Source organism: Microbacterium sp. OR21, from assembly GCF_047306785.1.
Classification (GTDB): domain Bacteria; phylum Actinomycetota; class Actinomycetes; order Actinomycetales; family Microbacteriaceae; genus Microbacterium; species Microbacterium esteraromaticum_E.
The window spans coordinates 587,270-601,408 of the sequence record NZ_JAZEXJ010000003.1 but is presented as its reverse complement, the minus strand read 5'-3'; the positions used below and the strand labels follow the sequence as shown (position 1 = coordinate 601,408).

The window sequence follows — 14,139 nt, the reverse complement described above, 5'->3', positions numbered from 1 at the left end:
CATCGTCCAGCGTCGGCCGACACGGAGCATCACTCGTCAGGGCAGCAGCGGGATGATCTCGGACAGATCCTGCGGTCCGACCACCAGCGACGCCGCCGCGCGCACGGCGGGCTTGGCGTTGAATGCGATCCCCAGGCCGGCGACGGCCATCATCGTGAGGTCGTTGGCGCCGTCGCCGATAGCGATCGTCGCGTGCGGTGCGACACCCAGTTCGGCAGCCCAGCCCTGCAGCGACGCCGCCTTCGCATCGGCGTCCACGATCTCGCCGTCGACCGCGCCGGCGAGCACGTCCCCGTCGAGCAGCAGCCGGTTCGCCCGCCAGCGATCAACGCCGAGTCCCGGGGCGATGTGGTCGAGGACCTCGTGGAAGCCGCCCGAGACGACGCCGACGACCCCGCCGCGCTCGTGCACCGCGGCGGTCAGCTGGCGCACCCCGGGTGTGGGCTCGATCCGGGCGCGCACGCGCTCGAAGGCGGTCGTCGGGACGCCGCGCAGCGCGTCGACGCGCGAGCGCAGGCTCGACGCGAAGTCGACCTCGCCGCGCATCGCCGCCTCGGTCGCCGCCTGCACCTCGGCACGGCGACCCGCCTCATCGGCGAGCAGCTCGATCACCTCATTGCGGATGAGCGTGGAATCGGCATCGAGGACGACGAGGAAGCGCGCAGCGGTCACCCGTCGAGCGTAGCGGTCAGCGGGTGATGCGAATGCCCTTGCCGACGACCGTGATGCCGGAGTCGGTCACCGTGAAGCCGCGCTCCAGATCGCGCTCGCGATCCACTCCGACCGTCGCGCCGTCCTCGAGGATGACGTTCTTGTCGAGCACGGCGCGACGCACGCGCGACCCGAGCCCCATGTGCACGTTGTCGAGCAGCACGGAGTCGGTGATGGTCGATCCGCCCAGCGCCATGCCGCCCAGGCCGATGACGCTGCGCTCGATGTGCGTGCCCGACAGCACAGAACCCGCGGCGACGACCGAGTCGATCGCGTTGCCGATGCGCCCGACCGCGTCGCGCACGAACTTCGCCGGCGGCATGTTCACGTTCTGCGTGCGGATGGGCCAGTCGGTGTTGTAGAGGTTGAAGATCGGCAGCGTCGAGATCAGATCCATGTGCGCGTCGAAGTACGAGTCGATGGTCCCGACATCGCGCCAGTACGCGCGATCGCGTGGCGAGGAGCCGGGAACGTCGTTCTGCTTCATGTCGTAGTAGCCGGCCTCGCCGCGCTCGACGAAGTAGGGCACGATGTCGCCGCCCATGTCATGGCCCGATGAGGCGGATTCGCCGTCGGCCTCGACCGCTGCCACGAGCGCGTCGGCGTCGAAGACGTAGTTTCCCATCGAGACGAGCACCTCGTTCGGCGAGTCCGCGAGCCCGACCGGGTCGGCGGGCTTCTCGAGGAAGTCGCGGATGCGCCCCGTCTCGGGATCGACGTCGATCACGCCGAACTGCGAGGCGAGGGCCAGCGGCTGGCGGATCCCGGCGACGGTCGCCGGCGCACCGGATGCGACGTGCGCGTCGATCATCTGCTGGAAGTCCATGCGGTACACGTGATCGGCGCCGATGACCACCACGATGTCGGGCTTCTCGTCGTTGATCAGATTGAGGCTCTGCAGGATGGCGTCGGCCGAGCCGGAGAACCAGCGCTTGCCGAGCCGCTGCTGCGCGGGCACCGAGGTGACGTACGAATCGAGCAGCGCCGACATGCGCCAGTTCTGCGAGATGTGCCGGTCGAGGCTGTGCGACTTGTATTGGGTGAGCACGACGACCTGACGCAGACCCGAGTTGATCAGGTTGGAGATCGCGAAGTCGATCAGGCGGTACTGACCGCCGAAGGGCACCGCCGGCTTGGCTCTGTCCGCGGTCAGCGGCATGAGGCGCTTGCCCTCGCCGCCGGCGAGGATGATCCCGAAAACCTTCTTTGGAGCCGACATGCGTCCACCATAGAGCGCTCAGCGGCCGATGTACTAGCGTGCAGACATGCGAGTCGACATCATCACCAAGGAATATCCGCCGGAGATCTACGGCGGTGCCGGAGTGCATGTCGCGGAGCTGGTGTCGGCGCTGCGCAGCAGCATCGACGTGCGCGTGCGGGCGTTCGGCGCGGAGCGCACCGAACCCGGCACCCACGCCTATCGGGCACCTGCGGAACTGGACGGGGCGAACCCGGCGCTGCAGACCCTCGGGACGGACCTTCTCATGGTCGGCGACGTGGCCGGAGCGGATCTCGTGCACAGCCACACCTGGTACGCGAACTTCGCTGGGCATCTCGCCTCGCAGCTGCACGGCATACCGCACGTGCTCACCGCGCACAGCCTCGAGCCGCTCCGGCCGTGGAAGGCCGAGCAGCTCGGCGGCGGATACGCCGTCTCCAGCGGGATCGAGCGGCTCGCCTACGAGAACGCGGCCGCAATCGTCGCTGTGAGCGCCGGGATGCGTCAGGACATCCTGCGCAGCTACCCGCAGGTCGACCCGACGCGCGTGCACGTGATCCACAACGGGATCGACGTCGAGCGCTGGCGGCCGGTCGACAACCCCGCATTCCTGCAGAGCATCGGGATGGACCCCGCACGCCCATCGGTGGTCTTCGTCGGTCGCATCACCAGGCAGAAGGGGCTGCCGTACCTGCTGCGCGCGGCGCAGCTGCTGCCGAAGGACGTGCAGCTCGTACTCTGCGCGGGCGCTCCCGACACCCCGGAGATCATGGCCGAGGTGCAGGAGGGTGTGCGGCTGCTGCAGCAGACACGAGAGGGCGTCATCTGGATCGAGCGGATGCTGCCGCGCGACGAGCTGTCCGCGATCCTCGCGGCGGCGACCACGTTCGTCTGCCCGTCGGTGTACGAGCCCCTCGGGATCGTCAACCTCGAGGCCATGGCGTGCGGCGCCGCGGTCGTCGGGACGGCCACCGGCGGCATCCCCGAGGTGGTGGACGACCGCGTCACCGGTCGGCTGGTGCCGATCGAGCAGCTGCAGGACGGCACGGGGACGCCGGTCGATCCGGAGCGCTACGTGTCGGACCTCGCCGCCGCGCTCACCGAGGTCACCGGCGATCCCGCGCAGGCGAAGCGGTACGGCGAGGCCGGGCGCGAGCGTGCGCGCGGTCAATTCAGCTGGGGGGCGATCGCCGACACCACGCGCGCGCTGTACGAGGAGCTCACCTCCTGAGCCGATAGGCTTGGCGTCATGTCGAGCGCTCTGGATCTCACCGATGTCGTCGTGCGTCGAGAAGGCCGCAACATCGTCGATCGGGTGACCTGGTCGGTGTCCGAGGATCAGCGCTGGGTGGTGCTGGGGCCGAACGGCGCAGGCAAGACCACGCTGCTCCAGCTGGCCGACACGCTCATGCATCCGACATCCGGAACGGTCACCGTGCTGGGGGAGACCCTCGGACGCACGGATGTGTTCGAGCTGCGTCCGCGGATCGGCTTCGCCTCCTCGGCGATGGCGCGACGCATCCCGCGCGATGAGACCGTGCTGAACACCGTCATGACCGCGGCGTTCTCGGTGATGGGCCGCTGGAACGAGGACTACGAGGCGATCGACGAGCGCCGCGCACGTCGTGTCCTGGCCGACTGGCACCTCGAGCACCTCGCCGAGCGCCTGTTCGGCACGCTCAGCGACGGCGAGCAGAAGCGCGTGCAGATCGCACGCGCCGTGATGACCGACCCCGAGCTCCTGCTGCTCGACGAGCCGACGGCGAGCCTCGACCTCGGAGCCCGTGAGGAGCTGCTGCAGCTGCTCAGCGGCTACGCCGCATCGCCGACCACCCCGGCGATGGTCATGGTCACCCACCACGTCGAGGAGATCCCGGTCGGCTTCACGCACGTGCTCCTGCTCCGGGAGGGCGGGGTCGTGGCCGCGGGCCCGATCGCCGAGACGCTGACCGCCGAGGCCCTCACGGAGGCGTTCGGCATGCCGATCGTGCTCACGCAGGACGGCGGCCGCTACGCCGCGCGCGCCGCCTGAGAGGTGCTAAAGTAGATCCTTGGTGCGATCGCACCGCAGACTTCCCTCGTCCCTGGCAGAATCCAGGGCACCACGTAAGGAATCCCATGAAGACTGACATCCACCCCGACTACCAGGCCGTCGTGTTCCGCGACCTCGGCTCGGGCGAGACCTTCCTCACCCGCTCCACCGTCACCAGCGACAAGACGATCGAGCTGGACGGTGTGGAGTACCCCGTCATCGACGTCGAGATCTCCTCGGCCTCGCACCCCTTCTACACGGGCAAGCAGCGCATCATGGACTCGGCCGGTCGCGTCGAGAAGTTCAATCAGCGCTTCAAGAACTTCGGCGGCTCCAAGTAAGCAGCCGCCAACGAGGCCCCGTCTGATCGAAGGCGGGGCCTTCGTCTTACGCCGGCGCTCACTCCCTCACCGGCCACATGCCGTCGAGCGTCTGCTCCGGGTCCAGGCGGCCGATGCGGACGAAGTACTCGGTCAGACTGGTCGCCTGATCACGGGCCCAGCCGATCTGCCGGGTGTGCAGCTCCGCCGCAGACGGTGGCAGTGCGAACCGGCCGGCCAGCGCGAGGGCGACGCGACCTGCCGCGACGGCGTCGGCAGACGCTTCATGCGCATCGTCCAGCGGAACCGCGTAGTGATCGGCCACGACCGTCAGCGTGCGTTTGCCCGGACGGTACCGATCGAGCGCCTTGTCGATCACCAGCGGGTCGATCACGGGGGAGGGGGCGACCAGTTCCGGGATGCCGTGGCGCCTGGCTTCGTGCGCGAGGAGCGAGAAGTCGTACGACGCGTTGTAGGCGACGATCGGCATCCCCTGCGCGAACAGCGCGCGGAGGGCGCGAACCACCTCGCTCACGACCTCGCGTGCCGGTCGGCCGTGCGCCCTGGCATGGTCGGTGCTTATGCCGTGGACGGCCGCCGCGCCGTCGGGGATCGGCACACCGGGGTCTGCCAGCCAGTCACGTGCCGCCAGCTCTCGGCCGTGCCGGTCGAGCACGCCGACGTGCGCGGTGACGATGCGGTCTCTGGTCACATCGACTCCGGTGGTCTCGAGATCGAACACGCCCACGCGCGTGAGCCAGGCCGGAGCGTCGGTCGGGAGAGTCATGGCCTCACCATAGGAGCGGCCGCCGACACCGTCGCGATTGCACTCCGCGGCCACCGGATCACTACGCTGTGCTGGTGACCTGGACGGTATGGCTCTCGCTGCTCGCGGCGTGCGTGGTGATCAGCTTCACTCCGGGAGCGGGAGCCATCAACACGATGAGCAACGCCCTGGCGCAGGGCTGGCGGCGTTCGCTGTGGGGAGTGCTGGGGCAGCAGGCCGCGCTCATCGTGCATGTCGTGATCGTCGCGGCGGGGGTGGGGCTTCTCGTCGCCCGGTCGCCGCTGCTGTTCGAGATCATCAGATATGCGGGGGCGGCGTACCTCATCTATCTCGGCATCCGGCTGATCGTGGCGAAGCCCGACCCCCAGTCGATGGAGCGGATCGGCAGGGCCCGCGAGGGCGCGTGGTCGATCTTCCGACGCGGGTTCTGGGTCAATCTGCTCAATCCCAAGGCGATCGTGTTCTTCCTCGCGTTCGTGCCCCAGTTCGTCCGCCTCGACCGCGACCCGCTTCCTCAGTATCTGGTGCTCGTCGGCACGGTGATCGTGGTCGACGTCCTCGTGATGTGGTTCTTCTTCGCTGCGGCGGCGAAGCCGTTCCGCCGATTCACGCGTGATGCCCGCGGCCTGCGCATCCTGAACTCGATCTTCGGATCGCTGTTCATCGCCGTCGCCGCTCTGCTGCTGCTCGTGCACTGACGAGCCGGCCGCTTCCGGTCTTCCTGCACCGATCGGCTCTTCTCCGGAGTTCTCCACCGTCGCCGGGATACGAGGCGGAGATGTCGGATGCGAAGGGGCACGCTGTTCAGACCCGGGCACGCCCCGGCAACGAAGGAGCACACATGAGCATCACGAACGACGTCCTGACCATCGCAGGGAACATCGGCAACGACCCGATCAGCAACGAGACCCGCGCCGGGAAGGCCGTGATCAACTTCCGTGTCGCGACGTCGTCGGGATACTTCGACCAGCGCACCGGAGCCTGGGTCGACGGGGTCACCAACTGGTACGCCGTGTCGGCGTTCGGCAGCCTCGCCGAGCACGCCAAGGCGTCTCTGCATCGCGGCGACCCGGTGATCGTGGTCGGGCGGCTGCGGCAGAAGGAGTGGGAGGCCAATGGCAAGAAGGGCATCGACGTCGAGATCACCGCCGATGCGATCGGCCATGATCTGCGCCGCGGAACGAGTGCGTTCGCGCGCCGACCGCGCTCCGAGCAGCCCACTGCGCCCGCATCGTCCGACGTCGCGCCGAGCCCGGAGGAGCCGACGGAAGCCGATCAGGACGCGTGGCGGGGTGCCGGGCTGGCGCTGACGGACCAGGTCGCCGGCGAGCCCGACGCCGATGACGCGCAGCAGGAGAGCGCGCTGTCGTTCTCGTGACGCGCCCGGGACGGGGACGGATGGTCGAGCGCCTAGACTTCTGGGCGTGCACCGAGGGTCATCCGTCTCCGTCCGGCGGCCCCGTCGTGCCTGCGCGCTGATCGGCGGCGCGGGGATCCTCCTCCTCGCTCTGACGGGCTGCTCACCGGATCCACCGTCCGCGGCGACGCCGTCGCTGATCGCCGATCCGCCGCAGGCGACACCCGCGCCGACGGATGCGGATGCGGCGCTCGAGTCGTTCACGGCGGTCACCGCTCGCGTGTGGGCCTCGGATGCCCGCGACCGCGGCCGGGCCTATGTCGATGCGCTCGAGCAGGCCGGCTTCGTCCGTGACGACATGCAGGTCACAGCCGATCGCAGCACCGTCGGCAATCAGGCCGAGAGCCTGCAGTTCTCGGTGGCGTGGAGTCGGACGCAGTGCCTGGTCGGTCAGGTCGGGCCCTCCACGGGTGAGCCGGTGACGGCGCTGATGCCGCGGCTGGCGGATGGGGCCTGTCTGATCGGGCGGACGCGGCCCATCGACTGGTGAGCGCCCGCGTCCTGGCGAGGAGAGCATCAGCGCGGCGACCGCGGTGCGGCGGCTGAGCGCGGCCGCAGGCGACGACCGGTAGGGTGGGGAGTTGAGCTGATCACGATGGGAGAAGTCCCGCGATCGGCCGCACACACTTCGCGCATCCGTCCCCGGCATGCGCTGCGCCGGGTGACGGGCGCTGAGACAGGTCTTCCAGAGGAGCGTTGAACGGTATGGCTGAGTACATCTATTCCATGGTGCGGGCGCGCAAGGCGGTGGGTGACAAGCTCATCCTCGACGACGTGACGATGGCGTTCCTCCCCGGGGCGAAGATCGGCATGGTGGGCCCCAACGGCGCGGGAAAGTCGACGATCCTCAAGATCATGGCGGGGCTCGACACCCCGTCGAACGGCGAGGCGAAGCTCACCCCCGGCTTCAGCGTCGGCATCCTCATGCAGGAGCCCGAGCTCGACGAGACGAAGACCGTCCTCGAGAACATCCAGGACGGCGTGGCGATCAAGCCCAAGCTCGACCGGTTCAACGAGATCTCCGCCCTGATGGCAGACCCCGACGCCGACTTCGACTCGCTGCTCGCCGAGATGGGCGTGCTGCAGGAGGAGATCGACGCGGCCGACGGCTGGGACCTGGACTCGCAGCTCGAGCAGGCCATGGACGCCCTGCGCACACCTCCGGCCGATGCGCCCATCGCGCCGCTCTCGGGTGGTGAGAAGCGCCGCGTGGCGCTCGCCAAGCTGCTGCTGCAGAAGCCCGACCTGCTGCTGCTCGACGAGCCCACCAACCACCTCGACGCCGAGAGCGTGCTCTGGCTCGAGCAGCACCTCAAGGACTACAAGGGCGCCGTCATCGCGATCACGCACGACCGGTACTTCCTCGACAACGTCGCGGAGTGGATCGCCGAGGTCGACCGCGGCCGCCTGATCGGCTACGAGGGCAACTACTCGACCTACCTCGAGAAGAAGGCCGAGCGCCTCGACATCCAGGGCAAGAAGGACGCCAAGCTCGCCAAGCGACTCAAGGACGAGCTCGAGTGGGTGCGCTCCAGCGCCAAGGGTCGTCAGACGAAGTCGAAGGCGCGTCTCGCCCGGTACGAGGAGATGGCTGCCGAGGCGGAGCGCACGCGCAAGCTCGACTTCGAGGAGATCCAGATCCCTGCGGGCCCGCGTCTGGGCAACGTCGTCATCGACGCGAAGAACCTGCGCAAGGGCTTCGGTGACCGCATGCTCATCGACGGGCTCAGCTTCAACCTGCCGCCGAACGGCATCGTCGGCGTGATCGGCCCGAACGGTGTCGGAAAGACGACCCTGTTCAAGACCATCGTCGGCCTCGAGCCGCTCGACGGGGGCGACCTGAAGATCGGCGAGACGGTCAAGATCAGCTACGTCGACCAGTCCCGCGCGAACATCGATCCCAACAAGACGCTGTGGGAGGTCGTCTCCGACGGACTGGACTTCATCACGGTCGGCAAGACCGAGATCCCCTCGCGCGCCTACGTGTCGAAGTTCGGCTTCAAGGGACCGGACCAGCAGAAGAAGGCCGGCGTGCTGTCGGGTGGTGAGCGCAACCGCCTCAACCTGGCGCTGACGCTCAAGGAGGGCGGCAATCTCCTGCTTCTCGACGAGCCGACCAACGACCTCGACGTCGAGACCCTCAGCTCGCTGGAGAACGCTCTGCTCGAGTTCCCGGGCTGCGCCGTGGTGATCACGCACGACCGGTGGTTCCTCGACCGCATCGCGACCCACATCCTCGCGTACGAGGGCACCGACGAGAACCCCGCCCAGTGGCACTGGTTCGAGGGCAACTTCGAGGCGTACGAGAAGAACAAGATCGAGCGCATGGGTCCCGAGGCGGCTCGCCCGCACCGCACCACCCACCGCAAGCTGACTCGCGACTGACGTGACATCCCGGCGCCTGCACATCCCCATCCACCTGCGATGGGGCGACCTCGACGCGTTCAACCACGTCAACAACACCTCCATGCTCAAGCTTCTCGAGGAGGCGCGCGTGCGCGCCTTCTGGAAGCCGGCGGCGGGGGAGCAGGCGCCGGCGACGGCGGTGCTCGACTCGGGCATCGAGCAGGGCGTGCTCACCCTGATCGCCCGGCAGGAGATCGAGTACCTCGCACCGGTGCCCTACCAGCGCCGTCCGCTCGAGGTGCAGATGTGGTTCGGCAAGCTCGGCGGCTCGAGCCTCGAGGTCTGCTACGAGGTGCACAACGACCCGGCGAGCGTGCAGCGCACGCTCTATGCGCGCTCCACGGCGGTGATCGTGCTCGTCGACGCCGCCACCGGCCGGCCCACCCGGATCAGCCCGGAGATGCGCGCCGCGTGGGAGCCGTTCGTCGGCGACCCGATCAGCTACGCACGTCGCTGAGGATCAGCCCTCCGGCTGCGGAACCCGGACCATGACCTCCTGTGCGACGCTGGCGAGCAGCGTGCCCTCGCGGTCGTAGATCCGGCCGGTCGCCAGCCCTCGCCCGCCGCGGGCGTTCGGCGACTCCTGCGCGTACAGCACCCACTCGTCGGCGCGTCCGAACCTGTGCCACCACATCGCGTGGTCGAGGCTCGCCACCTTGAGCCCCGGGGTGCTCCACGTCACGCCGTGCCGGCGGAGGATCGACTCCTGGATGGTCATGTCGCTGAGATACGCGAGCGCAGCACGGTGCACGCGCGGGTCGTCCGGCATCGACGCGCGCATGCGCATCCACACCGCCTGGTGCGCGACGCGCTCGCCCGCCACGTCGATGAAGAGCGGACCTTCCACGTGGCGCACGTCGGCGGGGCGCTCGGTGAGCATCTTGCGGGTCAGCGGGTGCACCTCGCCGACCAGCTCCTCATCCGGGCGCAGCTGCTCGGGGTCGGGCAGGCCCTCCGGCATGGGCTCGGCGTGGTCGGCACCCGGATCCTCATCCTGGAAGGAGGCGATCATCGAGAAGATCGGCACCCCGCCCTGGAACGCCTGGCAGCGGCGGGTCGAGAAGGACCGCCCGTCGTGGATGCGATCCACGGCGAACGTGATGCCGCTGGTGGTGTCACCGGGGCGCAGGAAGTAGCCGTGCATCGAGTGCACGACCCGGTCCTCACTCAGCGTGCGCTCGGCGGCGACCAGCGACTGGGCGAGCACCTGACCGCCGTACACCCGCCCGGTGGGCATGAAGTGCGACCGACCGGTGAAGATGTCCTCGGTGGTCCTGGCCTCCGATTCGGCGAGGTCGAGGACCTCGAGGAGGGCGTCCACGGATCGGCGGGCATCCTGCTCAGCGCTCATCCGACCAGTCTAGGTCGACGGCTCGGCGGCCCCACGTCGGCGCTCCGGCTAACGTAGAGGCGTGACCAGACCGCTCGTGCTCGCCGACGCTCAGACCGCACGTGACGTGCTTACCTTCGCCGGACGGGCGTCTCAGGCGGGTGCCGACGGGGTGCGGCTGCAGGCGGCTGACGGCGTGCTCGCGCTCACCGCCGCAGCGCTCGCGCCGCAGAGCCTGTTCGACCAGACGCCGACGGTGCTCGCGATGCGCATCGTGCGCGCCGACCCCGAACTTCGCTGCGACATCGTCGTGGACGAGCTCGCGGAAGGCGAGAACCCTCACGAGCTGTCGCTGCCCGACACCGGCCGCGCGCCCGCCTGGGCGGGCGTCGCGCCGCCCCGGGGCGAGTGGATGCACGTCGGCGACCTCACCGCGCAGATCATCGCCGAACGCGCGCAGTGGGGGATCTCCGCTGTGGCGCACGGCACCGCACCCGGCGCCGGCGAGGACGCCGTCCGCGCACTGCGGGCGCGCGTCTGGGGTGAGCCGGACGAGGCGCTGTCGGGCCTGCCGCGCGGGGTCGCGTTCGCCGCACACGCGTTCGGGTTCATCAGCGGCGCGGAGCAGGTGCGGGTGACCCGATCGGGGCGCTGGACGCGCCTCGCCCTCGCCCGGGGGCACGTGCTCAGCCGCGGACCCGCGGTCACGGGGCTCACCGCCGTGCGCAGCACCGGCGGCGACTCCTAGCGCGAGGCGGCGCGGCCGGCCTGCCGGCCGGAGAACAGGCATCCGCCGAGGAAGGTGCCCTCCAGCGCGCGATAGCCGTGCATCCCGCCGCCGCCGAACCCGGTGGCCTCACCGGCGGCGAAGAGCCCGGGGATCGGCGAGCCGGAGAGGTCCAGCGCACGCCCGTCGAGATCGGTGTGGATCCCGCCGAGCGACTTCCGGGTGAGCACGTGCAGCTTCACGGCGACCATCGGTCCGGCGGCGGGATCCTGCAGCCGATGCGGTGGCGCGGTGCGGATCAGGCGATCGCCGCGGTAGCGCCGCATGGATCGCAGCATGGCGACCTGCCCGTCCTTCGTGAACTCGTTCTCGATCTCACGATCGCGCGCGATCACCTCCTCGCGCGCCCGGTCGACATCGAGCACGTCTCCGCCCGGTCTCGCCCGCATGCCTGCAAGCAGCGACTCCAGATCGTCCTCGACGACGAAGTCGGCGCCCTCCTCGAGGAACGCCCGCACGGGTCCGGTGGGCCCCTTCGCCAGCCGCGAGCGCAGCAGCAGCCCGAGATCCTTGCCGGTCAGGTCCGGATTCTGCTCGCTGCCCGACAGCGCGAACTCCTTCTCGACGATCTTCAGCGAGGTCACGAACCACGAGTGATCGTGGCCGGTGCGGCGCAGGTGTGCGAGCGTGCCCAGGGTGTCGAAGCCGGGATACAGCGGCACCGGCAGCCGAGCGCCGGTGGCGTCCAGCCACAGCGAGGAGGGTCCGGGCAGGATCCGGATGCCATGGCCCGGCCACACCGGATCCCAGTTCTCGATGCCCTCGACGTAGTGCCACATGCGGTCGCGGTTGATCAGGTCTGCGCCCGCGGCTCGGGCGACCGCCTGCATCGATCCGTCGACGTACGCGGGGACGCCCGTCAGCATGCGCTCGGGTGGGGTGCCGAGGCGGTCGGGCCAGAACGAGCGGACCAGTTCGTGGTCGCCGCCGATGCCGCCGGAGGCGACGATCACGGCATCCGCTCGGACCTCGAAGTCTGTCACGCGATCACGCGAGGTCGGAACGCCCCGGGGCGCATGCGTGTCGGCGAGCACGATCCCTCGGGCGCCGACGACGGCGCCGTCCTCGACGATCAGGTCGGTGACGCGGTGCCGGGGCAGGATCGTCGCCCGCCCCTCCGCCTCGGCCGCCTCGACCGCCGCGACGAACGGGTTCAGGATGCCGGGGCCGGTGCCCCACGTGATGTGGAACCTGGGCACGGAGTTGCCGGGTCCGGTGGCGTTGCCACCGCCGCGCTCCGCCCAGCCCACCACGGGGAAGAAGCCCACCCCGCGCTCGCGCAGCCAGGCGCGTTTCTCCCCGGCGGCGAACTGCAGGTACTCCTCCGCCCAGCGTTTCGGCCACGCGTCCTCCGGCCGGTCGAAGCCGGCGTTTCCGAACCAGTCCTGTCGCGCGAGCTCCAGCGAGTCGCGGATGCCCATCCGACGCTGCTCGGGGGAGTCGACGAGGAACAGTCCGCCGAACGACCACCAGGCCTGTCCGCCGAGGTTCTGACGCGGCTCCTGATCGATGATCGTCACCCGTCTTCCCGCGGCGAGCGCCTCGGCGGCGGCCACCAGCCCCGCCAGCCCCCACCCGATCACGAGGACGTCGGATGCGGAGGTGCGGGGCGGGGCTGTCATCAGGTCTCCGTGGGCTCCGGTGCGGCGCGGTGCTCGAGCGTCGGGCGGCCCTGCGGGCCGGCACCGATGCCCGAGGGCTCGAATGTGTTCACCATGGCATATGCGGCCCGTTCGAGGTAGTCCCAGAGCGTCGCTTCGTGCAGCGGCGACAGCTGCACCTCGTCGAGCGCCGTGCGCATGTGGCGCAGCCAGCGGTCGCGTGCGTCCGGGTCGATGTGGAACGGCACGTGCCGCATCCGCAGCCGCGGATGACCGCGCTGCTCGCCGTACGTGCTCGGGCCACCCCAGTACTGGGCGAGGAACCAGGTGAGGCGCTCGGCGGCAGGCCCCAGATCCTCCTCCGGGTACATCGGCTTGAGCACGGGGTCGAGCGCGACCTCGCGGTAGAACACCGCAACCAGTCGCTCGAACGTGGGCCGGCCGCCGACCTCGTCGTAGAACGTCACTGCGCGCCGCCTTCCTCGTCGGTGGTCTTCTTGCGCCGCCAGATGCCGCGGTCGGCGATCCGCGGCACTCCGGTGACCGGGTTGGGTTTGGTGACCGGGGGATTCGCGCCCCGAACACGGCGGGCGCCCTCGAGGCCCGAGAGGGTGACCGCCGCCAGGCGCGGCACGCCGATCTCCTTCTCGGCCAGGTCGGCGCGCAGCCGGCGCCGCAGCTCCTGCGAGACGTCGTCCATGGCGTTGGCGCGCGTCTTCATGACCACCCGCACCACGAGTGCGTCGCCGTCGATGCTCTCCAGCCCCCAGATCTCGGGCTTCGCGATGATGCGGGTGCGCCACTTCGGGTCCTTCGCGAGGTTTTGCGCGGTCTCGAGCATGGTCTTCTCGACGAGCTCGAGATCGGCGTCGGGCGACACGCCGAGGTCGACGATGGCGCGTGCCCAGCCCTGGGACATGTTGCCGATGCGGGTGACCTCGCCGTTGCGCACGTACCAGAGCGTGCCGTTGACGTCGCGCACCTGGGTGATCCGGACGCTGACGTATTCGACGACACCGGACGCCAGGCCGAGGTCGACGACGTCGCCGATGCCGATCTGGTCCTCGGCCACCAGGAACAGCCCGTTGAGGACGTCCTTGACGATGTTCTGCGCCCCGAAGCCGAGCCCCGCGCCGACCGCGGCGGTGAGCAGTGTCAGCGAGCCGAGGAGGTCCTTGTTCAGATGGTTGACCACCAGCACGATGGCGACGACCACGAGGATCACGTTGACGATGTTGGTCAGGATCGTGCCGAGCGTCCGCGTGCGCTGCACGAGACGCATGTCAGCGAGCGGCGACCGCTCCAGAGCCTGCGTGTCATCCACCCGTGCCTTGGTCTTCGCGCTGTTCACGATGCGCTGCACCACACGTCTGATCACGAGGCGCAGCAGCAGCGCGGTCAGTGCGCACACGGCGATGATGATGGCGACCGCGAGCGCGTTCCAGCCGACGTCGACGAGCACCCCGAGGATCGTCTCCCAGGTGGTCTTCGGTGCGGGGTCGGCGGCAGCCGCGAGGTATGCGCTCATC

At 69.6% G+C, this 14,139-nt stretch carries 16 protein-coding genes; 9 read left to right on the top strand and 7 right to left on the bottom strand.

Annotated elements, in window-relative coordinates; genetic code table 11:
- Positions 1-36: 36 nt before the first annotated feature.
- Positions 37-672, bottom strand: a complete 636-nt coding sequence (gene serB, locus V2S04_RS11480) for a phosphoserine phosphatase SerB (protein ID WP_413638565.1) — start codon at positions 670-672, stop codon at positions 37-39.
- Between the two features lie 16 nt (positions 673-688).
- On the bottom strand, positions 689-1,930 hold the full coding sequence (gene glgC / locus V2S04_RS11475) for a glucose-1-phosphate adenylyltransferase (protein ID WP_099196413.1): 1,242 nt from the start codon (positions 1,928-1,930) through the stop codon (positions 689-691).
- Between the two features lie 46 nt (positions 1,931-1,976).
- Here glgC and glgA point away from each other — a divergent pair, with 46 nt between their 5' ends.
- The 3 genes from glgA (at position 1,977) to V2S04_RS11460 (ending at position 4,303) form a co-directional block, all read left to right on the top strand.
- On the top strand, positions 1,977-3,161 hold the full coding sequence (glgA, locus tag V2S04_RS11470; RefSeq protein ID WP_413638564.1) for a glycogen synthase: 1,185 nt from the start codon (positions 1,977-1,979) through the stop codon (positions 3,159-3,161).
- A gap of 18 nt (positions 3,162-3,179) precedes the next feature.
- Entirely contained in the window at positions 3,180-3,962 is a 783-nt protein-coding gene (locus V2S04_RS11465) for an ABC transporter ATP-binding protein (RefSeq protein ID WP_413638563.1), read from the top strand.
- Positions 3,963-4,048: 86 nt separating this feature from the next.
- Entirely contained in the window at positions 4,049-4,303 is a 255-nt protein-coding gene (locus tag V2S04_RS11460; RefSeq protein ID WP_099196416.1) for a type B 50S ribosomal protein L31, read from the top strand.
- A 58-nt stretch (positions 4,304-4,361) separates the two neighbouring features.
- Here V2S04_RS11460 and V2S04_RS11455 read toward each other — a convergent pair whose 3' ends face one another.
- The gene (locus tag V2S04_RS11455) at positions 4,362-5,069 is read right to left on the bottom strand and encodes a 3'-5' exonuclease (protein ID WP_413638562.1); all 708 of its coding nucleotides are present in this window, start codon (positions 5,067-5,069) and stop codon (positions 4,362-4,364) included.
- A 74-nt stretch (positions 5,070-5,143) separates the two neighbouring features.
- On the opposite strand from V2S04_RS11455, the gene V2S04_RS11450 reads away from it, so the two are divergent.
- The 5 genes from V2S04_RS11450 (at position 5,144) to V2S04_RS11430 (ending at position 9,349) form a co-directional block, all read left to right on the top strand.
- Positions 5,144-5,767, top strand: a complete 624-nt coding sequence (locus tag V2S04_RS11450; protein ID WP_413638561.1) for a LysE family transporter — start codon at positions 5,144-5,146, stop codon at positions 5,765-5,767.
- A 143-nt stretch (positions 5,768-5,910) separates the two neighbouring features.
- Entirely contained in the window at positions 5,911-6,447 is a 537-nt protein-coding gene (locus V2S04_RS11445; RefSeq protein ID WP_413638560.1) for a single-stranded DNA-binding protein, read from the top strand.
- Between the two features lie 46 nt (positions 6,448-6,493).
- Positions 6,494-6,976, top strand: coding sequence for a DUF6993 domain-containing protein (locus tag V2S04_RS11440; protein ID WP_413638559.1), 483 nt, complete (start codon positions 6,494-6,496; stop codon positions 6,974-6,976).
- Positions 6,977-7,191: 215 nt separating this feature from the next.
- Positions 7,192-8,871 carry an energy-dependent translational throttle protein EttA gene (gene ettA, locus V2S04_RS11435; protein WP_110554995.1) on the top strand — a complete coding sequence of 560 codons (1,680 nt, stop codon included), beginning with the start codon at positions 7,192-7,194 and terminating at the stop codon, positions 8,869-8,871.
- Between the two features lies 1 nt (position 8,872).
- Positions 8,873-9,349, top strand: a complete 477-nt coding sequence (locus V2S04_RS11430; RefSeq protein ID WP_099196780.1) for an acyl-CoA thioesterase — start codon at positions 8,873-8,875, stop codon at positions 9,347-9,349.
- 3 nt (positions 9,350-9,352) lie between these two features.
- Here the strand turns inward: V2S04_RS11430 and V2S04_RS11425 are convergent, their stop codons facing one another.
- Entirely contained in the window at positions 9,353-10,243 is an 891-nt protein-coding gene (locus V2S04_RS11425) for an acyl-CoA thioesterase (protein WP_413638558.1), read from the bottom strand.
- A gap of 61 nt (positions 10,244-10,304) precedes the next feature.
- Between V2S04_RS11425 and V2S04_RS11420 the strand changes: the two genes are divergently transcribed.
- Entirely contained in the window at positions 10,305-10,970 is a 666-nt protein-coding gene (locus tag V2S04_RS11420) for a hypothetical protein (protein WP_413638557.1), read from the top strand.
- On the opposite strand, the gene V2S04_RS11415 is transcribed toward V2S04_RS11420, so the two are convergent.
- Genes V2S04_RS11415 through V2S04_RS11405 form a run of 3 tightly spaced genes read right to left on the bottom strand, consistent with a single transcriptional unit; the run spans position 10,967 to position 14,138 of the window.
- Positions 10,967-12,631, bottom strand: a complete 1,665-nt coding sequence (locus V2S04_RS11415; RefSeq protein ID WP_413638556.1) for an FAD-binding dehydrogenase — start codon at positions 12,629-12,631, stop codon at positions 10,967-10,969. The two genes, V2S04_RS11420 and V2S04_RS11415, sit on opposite strands and share 4 nt — an antisense overlap.
- Positions 12,631-13,077, bottom strand: a complete 447-nt coding sequence (locus V2S04_RS11410) for a globin (protein WP_413638555.1) — start codon at positions 13,075-13,077, stop codon at positions 12,631-12,633. The genes V2S04_RS11415 and V2S04_RS11410 overlap by 1 nt, the downstream gene beginning before the upstream one ends.
- Positions 13,074-14,138: a mechanosensitive ion channel family protein gene (locus V2S04_RS11405; protein ID WP_413638554.1), complete on the bottom strand. Its 1,065-nt coding sequence runs from the start codon at positions 14,136-14,138 to the stop codon at positions 13,074-13,076. The genes V2S04_RS11410 and V2S04_RS11405 overlap by 4 nt, the downstream gene beginning before the upstream one ends.
- Between the last annotated feature and the right edge of the window lies 1 nt (position 14,139).